Origin of the sequence: Xanthobacter aminoxidans (assembly GCF_043193615.1) — a bacterium.
Classification (GTDB): Bacteria; Pseudomonadota; Alphaproteobacteria; order Rhizobiales; family Xanthobacteraceae; genus Xanthobacter; species Xanthobacter aminoxidans.
The window spans coordinates 90,617-111,160 of record NZ_JBAFUS010000006.1; the positions used below are offsets into that span (position 1 = coordinate 90,617).

The 20,544-nt window shown below is 68.4% G+C and carries 27 protein-coding genes; 17 read left to right on the forward strand and 10 right to left on the reverse strand.

Translation table 11 applies throughout. The annotated features are described in order from the left end of the window. Window positions 1-22 precede the first annotated feature (22 nt). From fliQ to V5F74_RS22750, 10 genes are all read right to left on the reverse strand, one after another. Window positions 23-289, reverse strand: a complete 267-nt coding sequence (gene fliQ, locus V5F74_RS22705; RefSeq protein ID WP_024276890.1) for a flagellar biosynthesis protein FliQ — start codon at window positions 287-289, stop codon at window positions 23-25. 2 nt (window positions 290-291) lie between these two features. Continuing rightward, window positions 292-699, reverse strand: a complete 408-nt coding sequence (gene flgD / locus V5F74_RS22710) for a flagellar hook assembly protein FlgD (protein ID WP_394010066.1) — start codon at window positions 697-699, stop codon at window positions 292-294. A gap of 91 nt (window positions 700-790) precedes the next feature. Beyond that, entirely contained in the window at window positions 791-1,204 is a 414-nt protein-coding gene (gene flbT / locus V5F74_RS22715; protein ID WP_029556008.1) for a flagellar biosynthesis repressor FlbT, read from the reverse strand. After that, complete coding sequence (gene flaF, locus V5F74_RS22720; protein WP_029556009.1) at window positions 1,201-1,548, reverse strand: flagellar biosynthesis regulator FlaF; 348 nt, start codon at window positions 1,546-1,548, stop codon at window positions 1,201-1,203. The genes flbT and flaF overlap by 4 nt, the downstream gene beginning before the upstream one ends. A gap of 14 nt (window positions 1,549-1,562) precedes the next feature. After that, entirely contained in the window at window positions 1,563-2,612 is a 1,050-nt protein-coding gene (locus V5F74_RS22725) for a flagellar hook-associated family protein (RefSeq protein WP_394010067.1), read from the reverse strand. Window positions 2,613-2,615: 3 nt separating this feature from the next. Continuing rightward, the gene (gene flgK, locus V5F74_RS22730; RefSeq protein WP_394010068.1) at window positions 2,616-4,070 is read right to left on the reverse strand and encodes a flagellar hook-associated protein FlgK; all 1,455 of its coding nucleotides are present in this window, start codon (window positions 4,068-4,070) and stop codon (window positions 2,616-2,618) included. A gap of 32 nt (window positions 4,071-4,102) precedes the next feature. After that, entirely contained in the window at window positions 4,103-5,359 is a 1,257-nt protein-coding gene (locus tag V5F74_RS22735; RefSeq protein ID WP_394010069.1) for a flagellar hook protein FlgE, read from the reverse strand. 105 nt (window positions 5,360-5,464) lie between these two features. After that, window positions 5,465-6,802: a flagellar protein export ATPase FliI gene (fliI, locus tag V5F74_RS22740; protein ID WP_029556013.1), complete on the reverse strand. Its 1,338-nt coding sequence runs from the start codon at window positions 6,800-6,802 to the stop codon at window positions 5,465-5,467. Continuing rightward, window positions 6,799-7,521 (reverse strand): flagellar basal-body rod protein FlgF, encoded by a 723-nt coding sequence (flgF, locus tag V5F74_RS22745; protein ID WP_029556014.1) that lies wholly within the window; start codon window positions 7,519-7,521, stop codon window positions 6,799-6,801. Before flgF ends, fliI begins: the two co-directional genes overlap by 4 nt. Window position 7,522: 1 nt before the next feature. After that, complete coding sequence (locus V5F74_RS22750; RefSeq protein ID WP_029556015.1) at window positions 7,523-8,287, reverse strand: DUF1217 domain-containing protein; 765 nt, start codon at window positions 8,285-8,287, stop codon at window positions 7,523-7,525. A gap of 419 nt (window positions 8,288-8,706) precedes the next feature. Here V5F74_RS22750 and motA point away from each other — a divergent pair, with 419 nt between their 5' ends. The 17 genes from motA to fliP all read left to right on the forward strand — a co-directional run bounded on the left by motA (window position 8,707) and on the right by fliP (window position 20,424). Further along, complete coding sequence (gene motA, locus V5F74_RS22755; RefSeq protein ID WP_024276880.1) at window positions 8,707-9,594, forward strand: flagellar motor stator protein MotA; 888 nt, start codon at window positions 8,707-8,709, stop codon at window positions 9,592-9,594. Window positions 9,595-9,597: 3 nt separating this feature from the next. Then, window positions 9,598-10,545, forward strand: a complete 948-nt coding sequence (locus V5F74_RS22760) for a flagellar motor switch protein FliM (protein WP_394010070.1) — start codon at window positions 9,598-9,600, stop codon at window positions 10,543-10,545. Then, complete coding sequence (locus V5F74_RS22765) at window positions 10,526-10,828, forward strand: hypothetical protein (protein WP_250165276.1); 303 nt, start codon at window positions 10,526-10,528, stop codon at window positions 10,826-10,828. The genes V5F74_RS22760 and V5F74_RS22765 overlap by 20 nt, the downstream gene beginning before the upstream one ends. A 27-nt stretch (window positions 10,829-10,855) precedes the next feature. Further along, complete coding sequence (gene fliN / locus V5F74_RS22770; protein ID WP_394010071.1) at window positions 10,856-11,206, forward strand: flagellar motor switch protein FliN; 351 nt, start codon at window positions 10,856-10,858, stop codon at window positions 11,204-11,206. Between the two features lie 7 nt (window positions 11,207-11,213). Continuing rightward, on the forward strand, window positions 11,214-12,236 hold the full coding sequence (locus V5F74_RS22775) for a flagellar motor switch protein FliG (RefSeq protein ID WP_029556018.1): 1,023 nt from the start codon (window positions 11,214-11,216) through the stop codon (window positions 12,234-12,236). A 38-nt stretch (window positions 12,237-12,274) separates the two neighbouring features. Further along, complete coding sequence (flhB, locus tag V5F74_RS22780; protein WP_394010073.1) at window positions 12,275-13,351, forward strand: flagellar biosynthesis protein FlhB; 1,077 nt, start codon at window positions 12,275-12,277, stop codon at window positions 13,349-13,351. Beyond that, window positions 13,338-13,793 (forward strand): hypothetical protein, encoded by a 456-nt coding sequence (locus V5F74_RS22785; RefSeq protein WP_051678860.1) that lies wholly within the window; start codon window positions 13,338-13,340, stop codon window positions 13,791-13,793. The genes flhB and V5F74_RS22785 overlap by 14 nt, the downstream gene beginning before the upstream one ends. Window positions 13,794-13,885: 92 nt before the next feature. Beyond that, a complete protein-coding gene (gene flgB / locus V5F74_RS22790) occupies window positions 13,886-14,266 on the forward strand; it encodes a flagellar basal body rod protein FlgB (RefSeq protein ID WP_394010074.1) in 381 nt (126 codons plus the stop codon). Continuing rightward, window positions 14,263-14,685, forward strand: coding sequence for a flagellar basal body rod protein FlgC (gene flgC, locus V5F74_RS22795; RefSeq protein ID WP_029556021.1), 423 nt, complete (start codon window positions 14,263-14,265; stop codon window positions 14,683-14,685). Before flgB ends, flgC begins: the two co-directional genes overlap by 4 nt. Continuing rightward, window positions 14,685-15,011 carry a flagellar hook-basal body complex protein FliE gene (locus V5F74_RS22800; RefSeq protein WP_029556022.1) on the forward strand — a complete coding sequence of 109 codons (327 nt, stop codon included), beginning with the start codon at window positions 14,685-14,687 and terminating at the stop codon, window positions 15,009-15,011. The genes flgC and V5F74_RS22800 overlap by 1 nt, the downstream gene beginning before the upstream one ends. A 10-nt stretch (window positions 15,012-15,021) precedes the next feature. Beyond that, the gene (gene flgG / locus V5F74_RS22805) at window positions 15,022-15,810 is read left to right on the forward strand and encodes a flagellar basal-body rod protein FlgG (RefSeq protein WP_029556023.1); all 789 of its coding nucleotides are present in this window, start codon (window positions 15,022-15,024) and stop codon (window positions 15,808-15,810) included. A 56-nt stretch (window positions 15,811-15,866) separates the two neighbouring features. After that, entirely contained in the window at window positions 15,867-16,421 is a 555-nt protein-coding gene (gene flgA, locus V5F74_RS22810) for a flagellar basal body P-ring formation chaperone FlgA (protein ID WP_394010075.1), read from the forward strand. Then, window positions 16,418-17,536 (forward strand): flagellar basal body P-ring protein FlgI, encoded by a 1,119-nt coding sequence (flgI, locus tag V5F74_RS22815; protein ID WP_394010119.1) that lies wholly within the window; start codon window positions 16,418-16,420, stop codon window positions 17,534-17,536. Before flgA ends, flgI begins: the two co-directional genes overlap by 4 nt. A gap of 120 nt (window positions 17,537-17,656) precedes the next feature. Further along, on the forward strand, window positions 17,657-18,349 hold the full coding sequence (locus V5F74_RS22820; protein ID WP_394010076.1) for a MotE family protein: 693 nt from the start codon (window positions 17,657-17,659) through the stop codon (window positions 18,347-18,349). After that, window positions 18,349-19,107: a flagellar basal body L-ring protein FlgH gene (flgH, locus tag V5F74_RS22825; protein WP_394010077.1), complete on the forward strand. Its 759-nt coding sequence runs from the start codon at window positions 18,349-18,351 to the stop codon at window positions 19,105-19,107. Before V5F74_RS22820 ends, flgH begins: the two co-directional genes overlap by 1 nt. Before the next feature lie 4 nt (window positions 19,108-19,111). Beyond that, on the forward strand, window positions 19,112-19,621 hold the full coding sequence (locus tag V5F74_RS22830; RefSeq protein WP_250165284.1) for a flagellar basal body-associated FliL family protein: 510 nt from the start codon (window positions 19,112-19,114) through the stop codon (window positions 19,619-19,621). Between the two features lie 26 nt (window positions 19,622-19,647). Then, window positions 19,648-20,424 (forward strand): flagellar type III secretion system pore protein FliP, encoded by a 777-nt coding sequence (gene fliP, locus V5F74_RS22835; protein WP_394010120.1) that lies wholly within the window; start codon window positions 19,648-19,650, stop codon window positions 20,422-20,424. Window positions 20,425-20,544 lie beyond the last annotated feature (120 nt).

A 20,544-nucleotide genomic window follows, 5' to 3' on the forward strand; every position in this document is an offset into this window, starting at 1 on the left:
AGGCTCCCCCGGAAGCGTGGGCTCAGAAGCCGCTCGATATGCGGCCGTAGATTTCCTCGGTGAAGGCCATGATCTGGGCGCCCATGAAGGAGCCCGTCACCGCCGCCACCACCAGCACCGCGACGATCTTCGGCACGAAGGTGAGGGTGACTTCCTGGATCTGCGTCAGCGCCTGGAACAGCGCGACGAGAATGCCGATGAGCATGGCCGCGGCGACCGCCGGGCCGGCGGCGACAAGGATGGTCCAGATGGCCGAATGGACGATGCCGAGCGCATCCGCCTCGTTCATCTTCAGCTCACCGTCACGCCGGGGCCGATGAGCAGGCTCTTGCCGTTGGAGAGCTGCGCCAGAGGCCCGTCGCTGGTGATTTCCACCGAGGAGACCTTGCCGCTGATGCTGCCGTCTGCGGAGGTCACGGTGTGGCCCAGCGCGAGGTTGGCCGACTGCAAGGCGCTGGCGGCCAGCAGAGATTCCAGCTTCGCATTGCTCGCCACCTGCTGCTCCACCTGGGAGAAGGAGGCGAGCTGGGACATGTAGGCGGTGGAATCCATGGGCTGGGTCGGGTCCTGGTTCTGCAACTGCGCCACCAGGAGCTGGAGGAAGGCGTTGTAGTCGATGCTGTTCGCCTTGCCGGCCGAGGCCGTCTTGCTCGTTGCGGCGCCGCTGGCCGCGGACGCGACGCTCTGGACCTGGGTCATGCTGCGATCTCCTTCTCGCACCCTTCTCGCCCGCGAGGATTGCGCGAGGCCGACCTTGCGGGCGGCCTTGCCGGCAACCGCGCGGAACGCGTCAGGCGACTTTCGGCGGCACGGCGCAGTTCAGGATCGCCTCCTCCAGCGGGAACATGCCCCTGAGCGCCTTCAGCGCCTCGAACGTCCGCCCCTCGCCGACGAGGCGGCCCGCGTCGTCGAGGTTCATCAGGATCGCGGGCTTGGTGAAGGTGGTCATCAGCGATGCCAGCTGGCGGAAGAACAGCCCGCGGGCGGCATCGGCATTCGCCGGGTCCACCAGCAGCGACTGCGCCACGAAATAGAGCTGGCGCAGCGGCGTGGTGGTGTCTTCCGGCTGCATCACGTGGCTCTCCAGCAGGAAGGTCGCGTCGTTGAGCAGTTCCAGCGTCACCTTGCGGTCCACCTGGAAGACGGCGCCGTTGAGGAACAGCTTTTCGCCGGCCTTGAGGGAGATGTGCATGGACTTCATCATTTCAGGCCATCCCGGATCGCACGATTGACGTCGATGAGCATGGGAATGTCGCCGCCCGTGCCGGAGATCAGGCGGTCGCACTCCTGGATCACCCACAGGCCGAGGGAGGCGAGCGTCCCGCGCAGCTCGCGCGGCAGCTCGTTGTTGGCGTCGGCGAGATCGCTGATGAAGAAGCCCCAGAGCTTCTGCAGATAGGCGACCGCCGCCAGCACCTCGCGCGAGCCGGGCTCCGCCTTGGCCGCGAGGGTGAGCAGATTCACCGCCTGGTCGAGGGCGAGGCGTTCACGCTCGCGGTTGAGCGTCGCGGACTCGTCAAGTATTTCCGCGTAGGAAAAACGGTACATCACGCACCCTCATGTCAGATGTAGTTCAGGATGCTCAGCTGCATCACCTTTGACGTGGTCGCGTAGGACATCTGCAACTGCGTCGTCAGGGTGTCGAGGCGGGTCTTCGCCTCGGCGGGGTCGACCCCTTCGAGGACGTTGATCCTCCGGTCGACGAGATCGGACACCTTGGCCAGCGCCTCGTCCGCCGCGTCCACCCGGGACTTGGACACCCCGAGCTGCGCGGACAGTGCAACGACGCCGCTCACGCCCGCGCCGGCGACAGTGGCGGCCTTGTCCAGCACCACCTTGCGGGTCGCCTCCGAGAGGGAGGCCGTGCCAAGCTCCGACACCATGGTGAATGCCATGGCAAGGTTGCGCATGGCTGTCGTGTTGGCCGTGGTGGTGACGGGCACGCGCGCGGTGTCGGAGATCTGGCTGGTCAGCGCCTCGTCCGACGCGCCGGACCAGTTCGCGCCCCACGCGGGATCGGCGAACAGGTCTTTGAAGGCGCCGTCGAGGAAGGACGTCATGTCGGTGGCGGAGATATCCGCCACCTGCGGGTCCGCCTGCGGGTTCGCGGGATCAAGCCCGAACGCGCCGGCGAAGGCCGCGTTCACCGCCGCCTTGGGGCCGGCGGCATAGTCCACCATGGGCTTTTCGGCGCTGTTGATGCCGGCGAACAGGTAGCGCTGCCCGTCCGTGGCATTCAGATGCGCGGTGAAGGCATCGAGCGCCGATTTCGCCTGATCCGCGAGGATAGCGCCGGAGGCATTGCCCGCCTGCCCGGCGAGGATGTCCTTCAGGAACTGGTTGGCGTCGTCCGAGATCTGGGAGAGCGCCACCTGGCTGTGGCCGAGGAGGCTCGAAGCCAGCGCATTGCCCTGCTTCTGCGACAGGATCGCGCCGCGCGCCAGATGCAGCGCCACGCTCTCCCCCGTCGCGATGCCCAGCGTCAGGCCCACGTCCGCCTGCCGGCCGGTGGCGATTTCGGTGGTGGCCTTCGAGATGTCCGATTGCAGCTTCGGCAGCGCCGCGCGGGACGGAGAGGTCCAGGCGAGGGTGGAGATGTAGGTGCTGCGCATGGCTTAGCCGATCATCTGGAAGAGGCTGTCGTAGAGCTGGTTCACCACGCCCATCAGCTTGGACGTGGCCTGATAGCCGCGCTCCAGTTCGAGCTGGCTGGCATATTCGTCGTCGAGGTTCACGCCGGTGGCGGCGGAGAGCGCGTTGGACGCCTGCGCCAGCACCGTCTTCTGGGAATCGAGCCGGGTGTCCGCCGCCTTGCGCGCGCCCTGCAGCCAGCTCACCGAGGCGGTGCCGAAGGAGACGAGGCTCTGGTTGTCGGAGAGTTGCGCCGCGCCGTCATAGGAGCGCGGAGCGTCGAGCGCGGCGGACAGCGCCTTCAGCCGACCGGCGAAGCTCGCGGCGCCCGTGGTGTTGGCGGCGAAGGCCGCGCCGTTCATGCCGCCGTCGCGCAGCAGGCGGATGTCGCCGCCCTGCGCTACGTCCACGGCTGCGTTCACCGCGAGCGTTCCGGCAAGGCCGGGCGCAAGAGCCCCAGGCACGGTGGCGCTGCCCGAAGCGGGCACGAACAGACCGGCGCGAACGTTGCCCGCGCCGTCGGCCTCCTTGAACGCGTCGGTGAGCCCGCGCGCAAGCTCGTCCAGCTGCGTCTGGTAGGTGGAGGCGGCGTCGTCGCGCAATTGGGTGAGACCGGCGATGCGGCCGGTGCGCACCGGCATGGTGGCGTCGCGCCCCGTCACCGACACGCCGTCCACGAACACGCTGCCGCCCTGCGTGTTCGCATCGAGCGTGTGGGCGGGGGTGAAGCCCACCGTGCGGGCGGTGGTCTCGAACAGGGTCGCGCCGCCCTCGGTGTAGATGACGATGTCGTTGTTGGCGCGCGTCACCGTGGAGATGCCGATCTCCTCGGAGAGCCTGGCGAGGATGGAATCGCGGCGGTCCAGCGCATCGGTCATGTCGGCGCCGGCAGCGCTACCCTTCACGATGGCGCTGTTCTCCGCCTCGAACTGGTGGAGCAGATCGTTGACGGTCCCGACCGACGTGGCAATCGCCGCATCCGCATCCGTGCGCACCTGCTGCACGGTGTCCGTGGCGGTGTTGAGGGAGGAGGCGAGATCCTGCGCCGCCGTCACGGCCGCCTGGGCGAGGGTCATGTCGTCCGGTGTGTCGGCGGCGCGGGCGAGGGCATCCTTCAGCGTGCCGAGGCGGGCGACGGGGGAGGTCGGGTCCTGCGGGTCGCCCACGGTCTGGACGAGGCGGCCGAGGCCATCGGCGAGGGCCTGCTGGGCGGCGCTGTCGGAGGTCGCGCCGAGCATCCGCTCGAACAGGGCGCTGCCCGTGGCGCGGGTGATGGAGACCACGCGCACCGAGCCGTCCGCTGCCGTGGTGGTGACCGCGATCTTGCGCGAGGCGGAAGCCTCGCCCGCCCCCGCCACGTTGCGGCTGGACAAGGCGATCTTCGCCGAATTGGCGGCGAGCGAGGACTGCGCCGTGTTGAAGGCGAGGGAAAGGCTCATGATGCACCCGTGCGCGGCGCGGCGGCGTCAGATCAGCGCTTCAGGTTCATCAGCACGTCGAGCAGCTCGGTGCCGGTCTGGAACACCTTGGAATTAGCGGTGTAGTCGCGCTGCGCCACGATCATGCGGGTGAGTTCGGAGGCCATGTCCACGTTGGACTGCTCGGTGGCGCCGGAGAGCAGCGAACCGACGCCGCCCTCGTTGGGAAAGCCGATCTGGATGGCGCCGGAGTCCAGCGTGGTGCTGTAGGCGTTGCCGGTCAGAGGCTCCAGCCGGTCCGGGCTCTGCACGGTGCCCAGCGGAATACGGTAGATGGCGGATTTCCGCCCGTTGGCATCGGTGGCGTAGACGGTGCCGTCCTTGGCGATGGAGAAGTCGGAGATGGGGCTCGGCGCATTGCCGTTCACGCTGGCGGTGAAGGGCGTGTAGGGCGCCGCGAGCTGGGACATGCCGGCGAGATCGAGCGTCAGCGTCGCCCCGTTCGGCACGGCCAGCGAGATGCTGCCGCCGGAGGCGAGCTTGCCGCTGGCGTCGAAGGTCAGCGTCTGGGTGGAAAGCGGGCCGGACGCATAGGGGAAGGTGCCGGTGGCGGGGGCGGCGGCCTGGTCGTAGACCGCAAGCTCCCAGACGCCCGGATTCTCGGCGGTCTTGGTCATGTAGAGATCGAGCGTCACCGCATTGCCGAGGTTGTCGTAGGCGACCAGCGAGGACTTGTCGGTGAAGCTCGCGCCCGCCACGTTGGCGCCGGCGGTGGGGGAGGTGGCGACCGCCGCATTGGACGGCAGGTTGGCCGCGAACGTGCCCTCGGTGGAGGGCGTCGCCGCCAGCTTGGTGTTCTGGAGGTTGATGGGCACGAGGCCGGCCGTGCCGTTCAGCACCACGTTGGGATCCCCCGCGGAGACGTCGTAGCCCATCAGGGTGAGGCCGGCGCTGTTCACGAGGTTGCCGGTGCTGGCATCCACCTGGAACGAGCCCGCGCGGGTCAGCTGGGTCTGGCCAGACGGGTCGTTGACGAGGAAGAAGCCGGAGCCCTGCACGGCGAGATCGGTGGAGGACGAGGTGTAGTTCAGCGCGCCCTGCTGGCTGATGGCGTAGCGCACGTCCGTATTGACCGAGCCGGATTGATATTCCGTGCCGCCGGTCTCCAGCAGCAGCGAGGAGAATTGGGTGTCGGCGCGCTTGTAGCCCGCGGTGCCGGCATTGGCGATGTTGTCGGAGACCGTGCCGAGCAGGTTGGATTGCGCGGTCATCCCCGACACGCTGGTGCGCAGCATTCCGTAAAGGCTCATGGCTCGGTCCTCGTCGCGGTCTGTAAGGGCGCGCCCGCCGGAAGGGGGAGCCTGCGCCAGTGTCATCGCCGCATCTGAGGGCGGATGGCTTGCGCGGGGCTGGACTCAGCTCTTCAGCGCGGCCGCGAGATCGGAAAAGGCGGCAAGGCTCGGCGGATCGCCGGGGTCCTGCCGCAGGGCGTCGTAGATGCGCGGCACGATGGCCACGGCCTGATCCAGCTCGCCGTCGGCGCCGGGCTGGTAGCCGCCCATCAGGCGCAGGTCGCGCGTGTCCTCGAAGCGGGCGATCATGGCCTTGAGCCGCCGCACCAGATCGCGCTCCGGCTCGCTCCACACCTCGCCGGCCAGTCGCGAGATCGAACCGAGCAGGTTGATGGCGGGAAAGCGCCCCTGATCCGCGATGGCCCGGTCGAGCACGATGTGGCCGTCGAGCGTGCCGCGAATGGCGTCGGCGACGGGATCGTTGTGGTCGTCGCCATCCACCAGCACGGAGAAGATGCCGGTGATGGCGCCCTCCCCCTCCATGCCCGGCCCGGCCCGCTCCAGCAGCTTCGGCAGCGTGGAGAAGACACTCGGCGCATAGCCCCGCGCCACCGCCGGCTCGCCCGCCGCCAGCGCCACATCGCGCGCGGCATGGGCGTAGCGGGTGACGGAATCGACGATGAGCAGCACGCTCTCCCCGGCATCGCGGAAATGTTCCGCCACCGCCAGCGCCGCCTGCGGCGCGAGGCGGCGCATCATGGGGCTCTGGTCGGACGTGGAGACGATGACCACCGCCCGGTCGCGGCTGGCGGCGAGCGGGCCTTCCAGAAACTCCCGCACCTCGCGCCCGCGCTCGCCCACCAGCGCCACCACCACCGTATCGAAACCGGCCGAACGCGCGAACATGGAGAGCAGCGTGGACTTGCCTACGCCCGAGCCGGCGAAGATGCCGATGCGCTGGCCCTCGCAGATGGGGGTGAAGATATCCACCGCGCGCACGCCGGTGACGAGCGGCCGATGCACCCGCCCCCGCGCCATGGCGGGCGGCGGCTCGGCATCGAGCGGCATCCGGCACGGGCCATGGGCCAACGGCTCGGACCGGTCCAGCGGCCGGCCCAGCGCATCGATGACGCGGCCCTTCCAGGAACGATCCGGGCGGAGCGCGAGGGGGCCGATGCGGAAGGCCGGCGTGCCGATGCCCACCGACACCCGCTCATCGAACGGCTTCACCACCGCGCCCGTCGGATCGATGCGCACCACCTCGCCAATGCTGGTGCCCGACGCCTGCTCGAAGCCCACCCGCTCGCCCAGCGTGACGAAACTGGAGAGGCCGGAGACCCGCACATGGGTGGGCGCCACCTCCCGCACGATGCCGCCGACGCGGACGATGGGATTGTCCTCCAGCCCGCTCTCCACGGCGTGGCGCAGGCGCTGGAGCGCGTTGACCGGGGGCGCGCTCATCCGGGGCCAAGCTCGCGGATGGTCTGCGAGGTGGAATCTTCGGTCTGCGACACGGCGGAGGCGGCCATCTCGAAGGCGCGCTGGAGGGCAATGAGGCGGGTCATCTCGGTGACGGCATCCACGTTGGCGCCTTCCACGAAGCCCTGCCGCACCACGTTGCGGGTGTAGTCCTGCACCAGCGCGGCGGGCTTGTCCGGCACCACCAGCGCACCGTCGCGGCGCGCGAGCTTCGCGTCCTCCGGGATCAGGAACAGGCCGATGCGGCCGATGGCGCGGCGGTTCTGGGAAATGGAGCCATCTGTGCCGATGCGCACCGTCCCGCCGGTGGGATCGATGACCACCGGCGCGCCGGAGGCATCGAGGATGGGCCGGCCGGAGAGGGTGCGCAATTCGCCCTCCGGGCTCATGCTCATGCGCCCGTCGCGGGTATAGGCGGTGGTGGCACCGTCGCGCACCGCGAACCAGCCCTTGCCCTCCACCGCGATGTCCAGCGGATTGCCGGTGGGGTTGATCGGTCCCGACTTGCGCGAGGTGTAGGTCTCGCCCGTGGAGGTGAAGGACACGCCCTGCCCCCCGGCCCTGGAGACCATCTCCTCGAACCGCACCTCTTCGGCCCGGTAGCCGGCGGTGTTGAGATTGGCCACGTTGTTGGCGATGGTGGTCAGGCGCTTGTCGGCGGCCAGCTGCGCCGAGAGCGAGACGTAGAGACCTGAGCCCATCTCAGCCTCCGTATTTCAGGTTGAGGATGGAGAAGGAGGCCGCGCTCGACGTGCGGACAGAGAAAAGATCGAGCACCGGGGCGGCATCCACGCCCTGCGCCACGTCCCACTTGGCGCTGAAGCGGCGCAGCAGCGCATCGAGCTTCGCCGGCTCCTTCAGGTCCGCGATGTTGAGCTGCGCCTTCACCGCCTTGGCCTGCTTCTCGATGGGGGCGGCCGCCATGGCGTCGGGAAAGTCGTAGATGGTCTTCACCACCTTCCAGAGCGCGGGATCGGCCAGCAGGCCGTAGACGGATTTCACGGCGGGGGCCTGGCGCTGGAAATAGAGCGCGAGCTGCACGCCCTCGTTGCTGGCGCCCTGGTCCGCCTCCAGCGCCTGGCGCACGTAGCGGTCCACCACCTTCTGCCCCGCCTCGGGCGATTGGGTGGCGGCGGCGCCGAGGCCCTTGAAATCGAACACCTTGGCGAAGGCCTTGAAGCGATCGTCGTTGAGCTTGTTGGCGAAGCTCTTGGGATCGGTCACGCCCTCCTTCAGCACCTTGCGCATGTAGCCCTTGGCATAGGCCATGTCCTCGAGGCCGAACGCCTTCATGGCATAGGTGAAGAGCCGGGTATCCTTCAGAAAGCCGTCGATGCTCGTCACCTTGCCGATGTGCTTGAGATAGTAGCCCGATTCGAGCGCCACCGGCTTCTCGGCCGCCTTGGTCGACAAGGAGCGCGTCATGTCGCGCGCCAGCAGGCGGTAGGTGAGGAGCGTGCTTTCCATGGGAGCATCCGCGGGGAACAGGGCGCGCGCGGCGGGAGGCCGGCGGCCAGCCTATTCCGCATGCCCTGCCTTGCGTGAGCCTTGCGGGCTTAAGGCGCTCAATATGTGAGGATTTTCGGGATCAGCCCAGCGCGGACCGGAAGACGTCATCTCTGACACCCCCCGGTCCGGCCACCCCGTGCCGGTCAGGGCTAGGCACGGGATATCGAAGGCTTCGCAACGACCGAACATGCAACCAGAAAGGCCGGCGAGCCAAGACGCGAGTTGTGTAGCATGCACAACCCAAAGAGGGCAGAACAATCCATTCCATTTTGGCGGTGATTATGGAGTGAACGCGGGTCATTGCAAGGATCGACAGAGCACAGCCTCGCACAATCCTCGCCCCCTACCACCGGACACTGGACAGAACGGGGGAAGCCGTGGCCGTCATCATCGGAATCATTTTGGGGTTGGCCGCTACCTTTGGTGGCTTCATGGCCATGGGCGGACACCCGGAGGTGGTGTGGCAGCCGTTCGAGTTCCTCATCATCGGCGGCATCGCCTTTTCCACCTTCATCATCGCCAACCCGTTCTCGGTCATAAAGGACACCGGCTCCGGCATCATGCAGGCGGCCATGGGGACCGGGCCGAAGCGCAAGGATTTCCTCGCCCTCCTCAGCCTCCTCTACGCGCTGATGCGCGACATGCGCCAGAAGCCGCGCAACGAGATCGAAGCGCATATCGACGACCCGGCAAGCTCCGCGCTGTTCGGCCATTTCCCAAGCCTGCTCAAGGACAAGGAACTGACCCAGTACATCTGCGACTACGCCCGTCTCATCCTCATCGGCAACGCCAAGTCGCACGAGATCGAGGCGCTGATGGAGCAGGAGATCTCCACCATCAAGAAGCACAAGACCAAGGCCGCCGGCGCCCTCAGCACGGTGGCGGAAGCGCTGCCCGCGCTCGGCATCTGCGCCGCGGTGCTCGGCATCGTGAAGGCCATGGGCGCCATCGACCAGTCGCCGGAAATCCTCGGCCACTATATCGGCTCGGCGCTCATCGGCACCTTCGTCGGCATCTACTCGTCCTACGCCATCATCTCGCCGCTCGCCGCCAAGGTGAAGAGCACGCGCGAAAAGCAGTGCCAGCCCTTCATCATCACCAAGCAGGCGCTCATCGCCTTCATGAACGGCGCGCTGCCCCCCATCGCGCTGGAGCACGGCCGCAAGACCATTTCCGCCGGCGAGCGCCCCACTATCGACGAGGTGGAGAGCGAGGCCATCCAGGCCGCGCCGTCCGCCAACGGCACCGTGCAGCAGGCGGCCTGAGCCATGAACGCCAAATCCGCCGCCAAATCCGCCGCCAAGCACCACGACATCCGCGACATGCTTTTGGATGCCGCCGGCCTCTCGCTGGACCGGCTGCCCATGCTGCACGTGCTGTTCGACCGCATGGCCACCTTCTGCGCCGACGGGCTCCGGCAGGTGGCGGCCTCGCAGGCCTATTACTCGCTCTCCAGCGTCGAGAGCGGGCGCATCGGCGACGTGCTGGAAGCCTATGAGGGCATGGCCATTGCCGGCATCTTCAATGCCCCGTCATGGGACAGCCAGCTCATCGTCGGCTTCGACCGCGACTTCATCTTCACCATGATCGAGGTGCTGTTCGGCGCCGACGGGTCCGAGCCGCCGGTGGAGGACGAACGCTCCTTCTCCAACATCGAGGGGCGCGTGGCGCAGTTGCTGTTCGAGCAGATGACGAAGGCGCTGAAATCCGCCTTCGCCCTCGTCAGCGACACCAGCTTCCAGTTCGAGCGGCAGGAAACCCGCATGGACTTCGCCGTCATCGGCCGGCGCAACAATCTGGCGGTGACAGCGAAATTCCTGCTCCAGGCGCTGAACCGGGGTGGCGAGATGTTCGTCACCATCCCGCAATCGGCCCTCACGCCGCTGCGCCGCGCGCTCGCCAGCACCAGCCAGGCGGAGACCGGCGGGCGGGACCCGAAATGGGCGCAGAAGATCCGCGACGAGGTGAACCGCACCGAGGTCGAGCTGCGTGCCGTGCTGGACGAGCACGAGGTGACGCTCGGCGACATCGCCGCCCTCAAGGTGGGCCAGATCCTCAAGCTCGACGCCACCCCCGCAAGCCGGGTGAAGCTGGAGAGCGCCGCCCAGCCGCTCTTCTGGTGCCATCTCGGCCAGTCGGACGGCGGCTACGTGGTGCGCCTCGACGAGCAGATCAACCAGCATCAGGACTTCATCGATGACATCCTTCCCCGCTGATCTCATCCTGCTCGCGGCCCTCGTCGTCACCACCGCCTCCGTCGCTTTGCTCAACCGCCGGCTGAAGGCGGTGGACCGGCTGAACGCCGACTACGGCAAGGCGCTGGCGGAGGCCTCCGCCGCCCTCGTCTGCGCCCGCGACGCCCTCGACACCTTCGGCCGCGACGGGCGCGAGGTGCTGGTGCTGCTCGCCGGCCGCATCGACACCGCCCACGAGCTGATCGCCGAGATCGACGCGCGGAAATCCCCCGCGTCCCTGGCCCCTGAACTCAGCGACCGCTGACCGCCCTCTGGAATCCGGATCAAAGCCATGCCCGCTCCCGACATCGAAACCATGACCCCGTCCAGCGCGCTGGACGAAGCCCTTCTGTCCAAGGCCGGCGAGACGCTCGGCTCCGGCGCGGGGCTCGAGACCGTCAAGCGCATCCCGGTGCTGCTGCAGGTGGTGCTCGGCTCGGCCAGCATGCCGGTTTCGAGCCTCCTGAAGCTCAATCGCGGCACCGTCGTGCCCCTCGATCACCGGGTGGGCGAACCGGTGGACGTGGTGGTGAACGGCCGCGTCATCGCCCGCGGCGAGGTGATGGTGGTGGAGGACGACAATTCCCGTTTCGGCGTCTCCCTGACCGAGATCGTCGGCCCCAACGACGCCGACGCCGGCTGAGGCGGCCATGGCGGCTGCGAGCGCGGCGAAGCCGCGTCCCCTCCAGGGCATCGACCGCGTGGCGGCCCTGCTGATGGCCATGGGCACGCCCGCGGCCAACCGCGTGATGAAGCATTTCGAGGCGGACGAAATCCGCCTCATCACCCGCTCCATCGCGTCGCTGAAGCCGGTCAGCACGGCTCAGATCGAGAGCCTCGTCGAGGACTTCGCCAGCAATTTCGCCGGCGGGGCGAACCTCGTCGGCACGGTCGCCGACGTGGAGCGGCTGCTGCAGGGCGTTCTGCCGCCCGAGCAGATCGCCGACATCATGAACGACATCATGGGCGCGGCGAACCAGTCCATCTGGGACCGCATCTCCACGGTCAACGAGAACGTGCTCGCCACCTACGTCGCCAAGGAGCACCCGCAGACCGCGGCGCTGATGCTCTCCAAGGTGAAGCCCGCCTGCGCCGCCAAGGTGCTGAGCTTCATCCCGGAGGACAAGCGCAACGGCATCATGCGCCGCATGCTCACCTTCAAGCCCATCGTGGACGCCACCATGCAGGTCATCGAGCGCACGGTGCACGAGGACTTCATGATGAACTTCTCGCGCAATGCCGGCGCCGACCCGCACGCGCGCATGGCCGACATCATCAACAAGATGGACCGCGACGCCATGGAGACGGTGCTCGCGAGCCTCGCCTCGACGCGCCCGAAATCGGCGGAGATCCTGAAGGGCCTGCTCTTCACCTTCGACGACATCGTGAAGCTGACGCCGCGCGCCCGCACCGCGCTGTTCGACCAGGTGCCCACCGACAAACTGGTGCTGGCGCTGAAGGGCACCGATCCCGAATTCCGCGAGATCATCCTCCAGTCCCTCGGCGCCCGCGTGCGCCGCATGGTGGAGCAGGAGATGGCCGGCAGCGAGCCGGCCCCGGCCAAGGACGTGATGGAGGCCCGCCGCACCGTCACCGACCTCGCCCTCGACATGGCGGGGCGCGGCGAGATCGAGATTTCCTCCGGTACGGAGGAGGACGCCTATGTGCGCTGAGCGCCATGCCCTTCTGACCCCGCCGCTGCGGGGGCGCCATGTCTGAGGAACAGGACAAGGAGAGCAAGACAGAAGAGGCGAGCGAGAAGAAGATTTCCGACGCCGTGGAGAAAGGCAACGTGCCCTTCTCGCGGGAGGCGACGCTGTTCGCCTCGCTCCTCGGCATCCTCGCCATCCTCGCCTTCTTCGTCGCGTCCCCGGTGCGGCTGCTGACCGCCGACCTCTCCCGCCTCATCGACGATCCCGCCGGCTTTCCCATCGCCACCGGCAACGATGCGGTGTCCATCCTGTGGGGGGCGCTGGCGGGGGCCGGGCGCTTCCTGATGCCCATGGTGATCGTGCTGATGCTCGCCGGCCTCGTCGCCTCGGGCTTCCAGAACGTGCCGTCGCTGGTGACCGAGCGCATCCGTCCGCAATGGTCGCGGGTGTCTCCGTCAGCCGGCTTCAAGCGCATCTTCGGGACGCAGGGGCACATCGAGTTCGGCAAGGCGCTGTTCAAGCTGTTCGCCATCGGCGTCGTCGCGGCCCTCGTGCTCTATGCGCAGGAGCATGAGGTGGTGAATGCCATGTTCACCGATCCCCTGCGCCTGCCGGCCGTGCTCCTCGCCCTTGCCATGCGGCTCGTCGCCACCGTGTGCGTCGTCACCATCGGGCTGGTGGCCGCCGACATCGTGTGGTCGCGGGTGAGCTGGAAGACCAACCTGCGCATGACGAAGCAGGAGGTGAAGGACGAGTTCAAGCAGGCCGAGGGCGATCCCATGGTGAAGGCGCGCATCCGCGCCGTCGCCCGCGAGCGCGCCCGCCAGCGCATGATGAACGCCGTGCCCAAGGCCACCGTCGTCATCGCCAACCCGACCCATTACGCCGTCGCCCTACAATACGACCGGCAGACCGGCGGCGCGCCGCTGGTGGTGGCCAAGGGGGTGGACCTCATCGCCCTCAAGATCCGCGAGATCGCGGAGCGCCACGGCGTGCCGGTGATCGAGGACCGTCCGCTCGCCCGCGCCCTGTTCGCGGCGGTGGAGGTGGACCAGTGGATTCCGCAGGACTTCTACCGGCCGGTGGCGAAGATCCTGCACTACATCTATGCGAGGCCGGGCCATGGCGCGAAATGAGTTCCTCCGCCTGCAGCGTCTCGCCGCCCGGCCGAAGATGGAGCGGCTCGCCTGCGAGCGCGTTCTGGCCGGCGCGCTGCGCGAGGTGATGACCGAATTGTTCTTCACCAATGCCGGCCTGCTCATGGCCTATATCCATGCCGGGCAGACCAACATCATCGACGACATCGTCGCCTCCTGCGCCGAGCGCTCGCTGAAGCCGGGCGCGCTGCGCTATGGCGGGCAGGCCATGATCCAGGCCGACTGGGGCGTCGCCCCCACCGTCGCCATGGATATGGAGCTCGGCTGTGCCGACTGCTCGCTCTACTTCCGCATCATCTTCGATGCGGGCACCGTGGGCGTGGAGATGGACAGCATCCTCTACCACGGCGATGAGCCCGCGCCCGATGCCCTGCTCGAACACCTCACGGCGACGCTGGAGGGCGTGCGGCTGAGTGCGTGAGAGGGCGGCCAGCCTCGGGCAAGGTTCGCGCGCTAGGAAACGGTCATCTATCGCCCCTTCCGAAGGCGCGCGAACCATCCGGGGAATGTGCCATGGAGCCCCTGTTCCTGTTCAATCTCGCCTCGCGGCACGCCCAGTGGGCCACGGTGCGGCAGACGGCCATCGCGGGGAACATCGCGAACGCCAACACCCCCGGCTACAAGGCGGTGGACGCCGAGCCCTTCGCCGCCATCCTCGACCGCACGCGCCTCGCCGTCGCCCGCACCTCCGGCAGCCACATGGACGTGGCCGCGGGCGGCATCGGCGCCACCAAGGTCGCACCGCGCGACGGCTGGGATACGTCCCATTCCGGCAACAGCGTGAGCCTCGAGCAGGAGATGCTGAAGGCCGACGAGGTGAACCGCGCCTATTCGCTCAACACCTCCATCGTCCGCTCCTTCCACCGCATGATCCTCGCGAGCGTGAAGTCATGATCGGCGATCCCTTCAAGACCATCACCGGCATCGCCTCGAGCGGCCTCGCGGCGCAGACCCAGCGCATGCGCATCGTCGCCGAGAACATCGCCAATGCGCGCTCCACCGGCACCACGCCGGGTGCCGACCCCTATCGCCGCAAGACGGTGGAGTTCACCCAGGAGCCCGACCGCGCCCTCGGCGCATCGCGGGTGAAGGTGAAGGCCACGAGCGTGGACCGCAGCGCCTTTTCCGTGGAGTTCGACCCCGGCAACCCCGCCGCCGACGCCGAGGGGCGGGTGAAGGTGCCGAACGTCAATCCGCTCGCCGAAATGGCGGATCTGAGGGAGGCCGGCCGCAGCTACCAGGCCAACCTCCAGATGATCAAGCAGGCGCGCTCCATGGTCGCCATGACCATCGATCTGTTGAGGACGCCGTGATGATCGATGCCGTTTCCCTCAATGCGCTGAGCCGCACCACCGCCACGAGCGCCACCACCGCCGCCCGCGCCACCGAGGCGGCGAGCGCCACCCAGAGCGCGGGCAGCATCTCCGACTTCTCCACCATGCTCGCCCGCATGTCGTCGGACGCCGTGGATCAGGTGAAGACGGCGGAGGTGAGCGCCATCTCCGGCATCCACGGAAAGGTCTCCGTGCAGCAGGTGGTGGAGGCGGTGATGTCGGCCGAGCAGACGCTCCAGACCGCCATCGCGGTGCGCGACAAGGTGGTCGCCGCCTACCAGGAAATCAGCCGGATGGCCATCTGAGGAGAGTGACATGAGAGCTTTGGCCATCGCCGCGACCGGCATGTCGGCCCAGCAGACCAATGTGGAGGTGATCGCGAACAACATCGCGAACATCAACACCACCGGCTTCAAGCGCGCCCGCGCCGAGTTCACCGACCTGCTCTATCAGGCCGAGCGCGCCCAGGGCGTGCCCAATCAGGACGGCGCGGAGCCGGTGCCGGAGGGCGCCCTCGTCGGCCTCGGCGTGCGCACCATCGGCATCCGCAACCTGCATCTGCAAGGCCCGCTGGCGCAGACCGGAAACCCGCTCGACCTCGCCCTCAACGGGCGCGGCTGGTTCCAGATCACCAGCCCCTCGGGCGACACGCTCTATACCCGCGCCGGCTCGTTCAACAAGGGTCCGACCGGCCAGCTCGTGACCGCCGACGGCTATGCGCTGAACCCGGCTCTGACCCTGCCGCAGGATGCCAGCAGCATCGTCATCAACGAGAGCGGTCAGGTCTATGCGCAGATCGCCAACCAGACCTCGCCGACGCTGGTGGGCCAGCTGACGCTCGCCACCTTTGCCAACGATTCCGGCCTCGAGCCGCTGGGCGACAATCTCTATCGCGAGACCTCCGCCTCCGGCCAGCCGGTGACGGGTGTGGCCGGCACCACCGGCTTCGGCGCCGTGGTGCAGGGGTATCTGGAAGGCTCCAACGTGGACCCCATCAAGGAGATCACCCAGCTCATCCAGGCCCAGCGGGCCTATGAGATGAACTCCAAGGTGATCCAGGCCGCCGACGACATGGCCGGCGTGGTCTCCAAGGGCATCCGGTGAACGGGGTTGCGGAGATGACTCATCCGCAGCGGCGGGCCGCCCGTAGGAGTGCGTGGTTGCAGGCCGGCATCGCTGCCGGCATTTCGACCATGCTCTGCGCCGTGGCCGCCCCTGCGACGGCGCAGAGCATTTCCTCCCTCGCCCAGCAGGCCGCCGCCGGCCGCGAGGAGGTCGATGCGCCGCGCGCCGCGCCCGTACGCCCGCCGGCCGAGGCCGTGCCGATGGCGCGCATTCCGGTCGCCGCCGTCACCCTCTACCCGGGCGATGTCATCTCCGCCGGCATGCTCGCGCAGCGCGAGGTGTCCGATGCCGTGCTCGACCGCGGCGGCATCGCGCTCCAGTCCTCCGCCGTGGTGGGCAAGTCGGCCCGGCGGGTCATCGCCGCTGGCCAGCCGGTGCCGCTCAATGCGCTGGTGGATGTCACCCTCGTCACCAAGGGCGTCGCCACCCGCATCCAGTTGCGAGAAGGCGGTCTCTCCATCTCGGGCTACGGCATGCCGCTGGACTCCGGCGCGGCGGGCGCGACCATCCGGCTCAAGAACATGGAGTCCGGCCAGATCATCGTCGGCGAGGTGGCGGGCGACGGCACCGTATGGGTGAAGACGCGATGACCCGGCTGATGCTCGCGGCCCTCGCCGCTCTTGTGGCCCTCGTCGTCGCCTTGGCCGGCCCCGCCGCCGCGCAGGCGACGACGCGCATCAAGGACATCTCCTCCATTCAGGGCGTGCGCGACAACCAGCTTGTCGGCTACGGACTCATCATCGGCCTTCAGGGCACCGGCGACACGCTGCGCAACTCGCCCTTCACCGAGCAGGCCATGCAATCCATGCTCGACCGCATGGGCATCAACGTGCAGGGCCTGTCACTGCGCGCCAAGAACGTGGCGGCCGTGGCCGTCACCGCGAACCTGCCCGCCTTCGCCGGCCTCGGCACGCGGATCGACGTGACCATCGCTTCGCTCGGCGATGCGACGTCCCTGCGCGGCGGCACGCTGCTGGTGACCCCGCTCAACGGCGCCGACGGCGTGACCTATGCGGTGGCACAGGGCCAGATCGTGTCCGGCATCCAGATCACCGGGCAGGCGGAGACGCTGAGCCAGGGCGTGCCCACCGCCGGGCGCATCGCCAACGGCGCGCTGGTGGAGCGGCAGATTCCCGGCCAGCTGTCCGAGCTGCCGGAAATCCTCATCGACCTCACCAATCCCGATTTCCGCACCGCCGCTTTGATGGCCGATGTCATCAACGCCTATACCCACGCCCGCTACGGCAAGCGCCTCGCCCGCGAGCGCGATCTGCGCACGGTGGTGGTGCAGCGCCCGCCACATTCCGGCACCGCCCGCTTCATCGCCGAGATCGGCGAGCTGCGCATCACGCCGGACACGCCGGCCAAGGTGGTGGTGGACCAGCGCACGGGCACGGTGGTCATCGGCCGCAACGTGCAGGTCTCCACCTTCGCCGTCACCCAGGGCAATCTCACCGTGCAGGTGACGGAGACGCCCGAGGTGTCGCAGCCCGAGCCCTACACCTTCGGTGAAACGGTGGTGGTGCCACGCACCAACATTCAGGCGGACGAGAGTGGCGGGCCCATCGGCATCGTCCGCGGCACCAATCTCCAGCAATTGGTCAACGGCCTCAACCGCTTCGGGCTGAAGCCCTCGGACATCATCTCCATCCTCCAGGCAGTGAAGACCTCCGGCGCGCTGCAGGCCGAGCTGGTGTTCCAGTGACCGGCGGCGCGGCTGCCATCTCCCGCAAGCGTCGCGCAAGTCTCTCCCCCTAGACCTCGACCATCCAAGGCGCCCGTGCCCCCGCCCGGCGCCGCCCCTCGGGGAAGAGGAGGAGGTTCCATGTCCGTCTCGACGGTCCTCATCGACGCCGCAATCATCTATGCGATCGTCTCGGTCTCGTGCTCGCTGTTCGTGGGCGTTGTCGCGCTCCGGCGCGTGACCTGCACGCGACTTCGCATCCTCGTCGTCTCAGCCCGCCGCCGCAGGGCCGCCCGGGCCAGGAGCGGCACCGCGCTGGCGCTCGCCGCGCTCTGCGGCACCGTCCTGATGCTCCCGGCCGATGGCCGCGCGGAGCCCTCCCCCGCGCCCGATGCCGCCGCCGGCGAGAATGCGGCGCTCTACTGCCGCAACATTGCCGATGCCGCCGCCGACGCCCGCTTCACCCGCCAGCAGGCCGCGCTCGCCGCCATGGAGAAGGAGATCGAGGCCCGCCTCGCCCAGCTCGAGGCCAAGCGCGCCGAATACCAGGAGTGGCTGGCGCGCCGCGAGGCGTTCCTGAAGAAGGCCGACGAGAGCCTCATCGCGGTCGTCTCCCAGATGCGCCCGGACGCCGCCGCCGCCCAGCTCGCGGCCATGAACGAGGACATGGCGGCCGCCGTGCTGGCGCGGCTCTCGCCGCGCGTCGCCAGCGCCATCCTCAACGAGAGCGAGCCGGCCCGCGCGGCCCGCCTCACCTCCACCATGGTGGGCATGGCCCGCCGCGCGCAGGACGCGCGGCCGGACGCCCCCCGCACCGCCGGGCGGCCGGGCTGATGCGCGCCAGAAAGGCCCCTCACGCCATGCGCCCCGCCCCGCAGATCGCCCTCGCGGCGCTTGCCTGCCTCGCCCTCGCCGGCTGCAAGAGCACCTATGACAACCTCGCCACCGGGCCGACGCTGACGCCCGTGGGCTACGGCCTCGACACCGCCAAGCGCGACCCGCTGCCGATGACATTCCAGCAGCCGCAGAAGACCACCTTCCGCTCCACCTGGGACCTCAACCGCTCCCAGAGCATGTATCGCGACCTGCGGGCCGCCAAGGTGGGCGACGTGATCCGCGTCGCCATCGCCATCGACGACAAGGCGCAGTTCGACAACGCCACCGACCGCTCGCGGGAATCGAAAAGCAATCTCGGCTTCGACGCGGCGCTGACCCTCTCCGGCTTCGGCAAGGGCGCAAACGCGGGGGCGGGCTCCGGCAATCTCGACATCAACGGCGACACCAAGACCAAGGGCAAGGGCAACATCGACCGCTCCGAGAAGCTGCGCCTCTCCGTGGCGGTGGTGGTGACGGAGATCCTGCCCGACGGCAATTTCGTCATCCGCGGCTCGCAGGAGATCCTCGTCAACTATGAGGTGCGCGAACTGACCATCGCCGGCATCGTCAACCCGCTGGACGTGTCGTCGACCAACATCATTCCCTACGACAAGATCGCCGAGGCCCGCATCTCCTATGGCGGACGCGGCCGGCTCACGGATGTGCAGCAGCCCGCCTGGGGCCAGCGCATCTATGATGTCGTGACGCCCTGGTGACGTGATGGCCACCGCAGCCCCCGCCAAAGCCCTCGGCCCGAACGGAGCGCCGGAGAAGAAGCCCGGCCTTCTCGTGCCCCTCCTCATCGTCACGCTGCTGGCGCTCGCCGCCGGGGCGGGGCTCGGGCTCCAGCTCGCCGGCACGGTGGAGCAGGCGGTGACGAAGAAGGTCGCCGCCGAACCGGAGAAGAAGCCGGCGCCGCCGCTGCGCCATTCCGGCGACCTGGTGCTGAAGGATCTCAAACCGGTGGTGGTGAACCTGTCCGCGCCCTCCTCCACCTTCATCCGGATCGAGACGGCCATCGTGTTCAAGAACGGCGCGCTGGTGAACCCGGACGTGACCGCCGCCGAGCTGCGCGAGGACATCATGGCCTATATGCGCACCCTGGCGCTCAGCCAGCTCGAAGGCCCGAGCGCGCTCCAGCACCTGCGCGAGGACCTGAACGAGCGCGCCCGCGCCCGCTCCGACGGCAAGGTGGACGAACTGATCCTCTCCACGCTGGTGGTGCAGTGAGGGCGCCCGCGCGCCTGTCGGCGCTGATGTGCGCGCTCGTCGCCGGCCTGCTCCTGTCCGCCGCGCCGGCCCTTGCACAGGGTGCCGCGCAGTTGCCGTCGCTGGAGCAGCTCCTGCCCGAGAGCGGCGGCAGCACGGCGGGGCGGCTCATCCAGATGGTGGCCCTTCTCACGGTGCTGTCGGTGGCGCCGGGGCTGCTCATCATGGTCACGAGCTTCACCCGCTTCGTGATCGCCTTCTCCTTCCTGCGCTCGGGCCTCGGCCTGCCCTCCACGCCGGCCAACCTGGTGCTGGTCTCGCTCTCCCTGTTCATGACCTTCTACGTGATGGGGCCGACCTTCGACCGCGCCTGGCAGGACGGGGTGAAGCCCCTCACCGAGAACCGCATGGGCGAGGAAGAGGCGCTGCAACGCATCGCCGACCCGTTCCGCGACTTCATGCTCACCCATGTGCGCGGCAAAGACCTGAAGCTGTTCGCCGACATCGCCTCCCGCGACAAGCCTGCGGAGGAGGCCGCGCCATCCCCCGCGCCCGCGCCGGAGACGGCGAGCGAAGAAAAGGTGCCCATGCGGGTGCTCATTCCCGCCTTCATGATCTCGGAGCTGCGACGCGGGTTCGAGATCGGCTTCCTGATCGTCCTGCCGTTCCTCATCATCGACATGATCGTCGCGACTTTGGTCATGTCCATGGGCATGATGATGATGCCGCCGGCGGTCATCTCTTTGCCGTTCAAGATCCTGTTCTTCATCCTCATCGACGGCTGGAACCTGCTGGTCGGCGGGCTGATCCGCTCGTTTTTCTGAGAGCACCGAGGCGAGCAAGCCTCGCGCAAGCTTGCCGCTCTAACGTCTCTTCCATGGCAGGTTGACCGGTCCGAGAGGGCCGGGCGCCGGACCCCTAGAGCGAAGAGAACGCGTCATCCG

Bases quoted from the DNA above. Each gene is read 5' to 3' on its own strand.
- fliQ (WP_024276890.1), bottom strand. From the start codon at position 289: ATGAACGAGGCGGATGCGCTCGGCATCGTCCATTCGGCCATCTGGACC.
- flgD (WP_394010066.1), bottom strand. From the start codon at position 699: ATGACCCAGGTCCAGAGCGTCGCGTCCGCGGCCAGCGGCGCCGCAACG.
- flbT (WP_029556008.1), bottom strand. From the start codon at position 1,204: ATGATGAAGTCCATGCACATCTCCCTCAAGGCCGGCGAAAAGCTGTTC.
- flaF (WP_029556009.1), bottom strand. From the start codon at position 1,548: ATGTACCGTTTTTCCTACGCGGAAATACTTGACGAGTCCGCGACGCTC.
- V5F74_RS22725 (WP_394010067.1), bottom strand. From the start codon at position 2,612: ATGCGCAGCACCTACATCTCCACCCTCGCCTGGACCTCTCCGTCCCGC.
- flgK (WP_394010068.1), bottom strand. From the start codon at position 4,070: ATGAGCCTTTCCCTCGCCTTCAACACGGCGCAGTCCTCGCTCGCCGCC.
- V5F74_RS22735 (WP_394010069.1), bottom strand. From the start codon at position 5,359: ATGAGCCTTTACGGAATGCTGCGCACCAGCGTGTCGGGGATGACCGCG.
- fliI (WP_029556013.1), bottom strand. From the start codon at position 6,802: ATGAGCGCGCCCCCGGTCAACGCGCTCCAGCGCCTGCGCCACGCCGTG.
- flgF (WP_029556014.1), bottom strand. From the start codon at position 7,521: ATGGGCTCAGGTCTCTACGTCTCGCTCTCGGCGCAGCTGGCCGCCGAC.
- V5F74_RS22750 (WP_029556015.1), bottom strand. From the start codon at position 8,287: ATGGAAAGCACGCTCCTCACCTACCGCCTGCTGGCGCGCGACATGACG.
- V5F74_RS22760 (WP_394010070.1), top strand. From the start codon at position 9,598: ATGAACGCCAAATCCGCCGCCAAATCCGCCGCCAAGCACCACGACATC.
- V5F74_RS22765 (WP_250165276.1), top strand. From the start codon at position 10,526: ATGACATCCTTCCCCGCTGATCTCATCCTGCTCGCGGCCCTCGTCGTC.
- fliN (WP_394010071.1), top strand. From the start codon at position 10,856: ATGCCCGCTCCCGACATCGAAACCATGACCCCGTCCAGCGCGCTGGAC.
- V5F74_RS22775 (WP_029556018.1), top strand. From the start codon at position 11,214: ATGGCGGCTGCGAGCGCGGCGAAGCCGCGTCCCCTCCAGGGCATCGAC.
- flhB (WP_394010073.1), top strand. From the start codon at position 12,275: ATGTCTGAGGAACAGGACAAGGAGAGCAAGACAGAAGAGGCGAGCGAG.
- V5F74_RS22785 (WP_051678860.1), top strand. From the start codon at position 13,338: ATGGCGCGAAATGAGTTCCTCCGCCTGCAGCGTCTCGCCGCCCGGCCG.
- flgB (WP_394010074.1), top strand. From the start codon at position 13,886: ATGGAGCCCCTGTTCCTGTTCAATCTCGCCTCGCGGCACGCCCAGTGG.
- flgC (WP_029556021.1), top strand. From the start codon at position 14,263: ATGATCGGCGATCCCTTCAAGACCATCACCGGCATCGCCTCGAGCGGC.
- V5F74_RS22800 (WP_029556022.1), top strand. From the start codon at position 14,685: ATGATCGATGCCGTTTCCCTCAATGCGCTGAGCCGCACCACCGCCACG.
- flgG (WP_029556023.1), top strand. From the start codon at position 15,022: ATGAGAGCTTTGGCCATCGCCGCGACCGGCATGTCGGCCCAGCAGACC.
- flgI (WP_394010119.1), top strand. From the start codon at position 16,418: ATGACCCGGCTGATGCTCGCGGCCCTCGCCGCTCTTGTGGCCCTCGTC.
- V5F74_RS22820 (WP_394010076.1), top strand. From the start codon at position 17,657: ATGTCCGTCTCGACGGTCCTCATCGACGCCGCAATCATCTATGCGATC.
- flgH (WP_394010077.1), top strand. From the start codon at position 18,349: ATGCGCGCCAGAAAGGCCCCTCACGCCATGCGCCCCGCCCCGCAGATC.
- V5F74_RS22830 (WP_250165284.1), top strand. From the start codon at position 19,112: ATGGCCACCGCAGCCCCCGCCAAAGCCCTCGGCCCGAACGGAGCGCCG.
- fliP (WP_394010120.1), top strand. From the start codon at position 19,648: ATGTGCGCGCTCGTCGCCGGCCTGCTCCTGTCCGCCGCGCCGGCCCTT.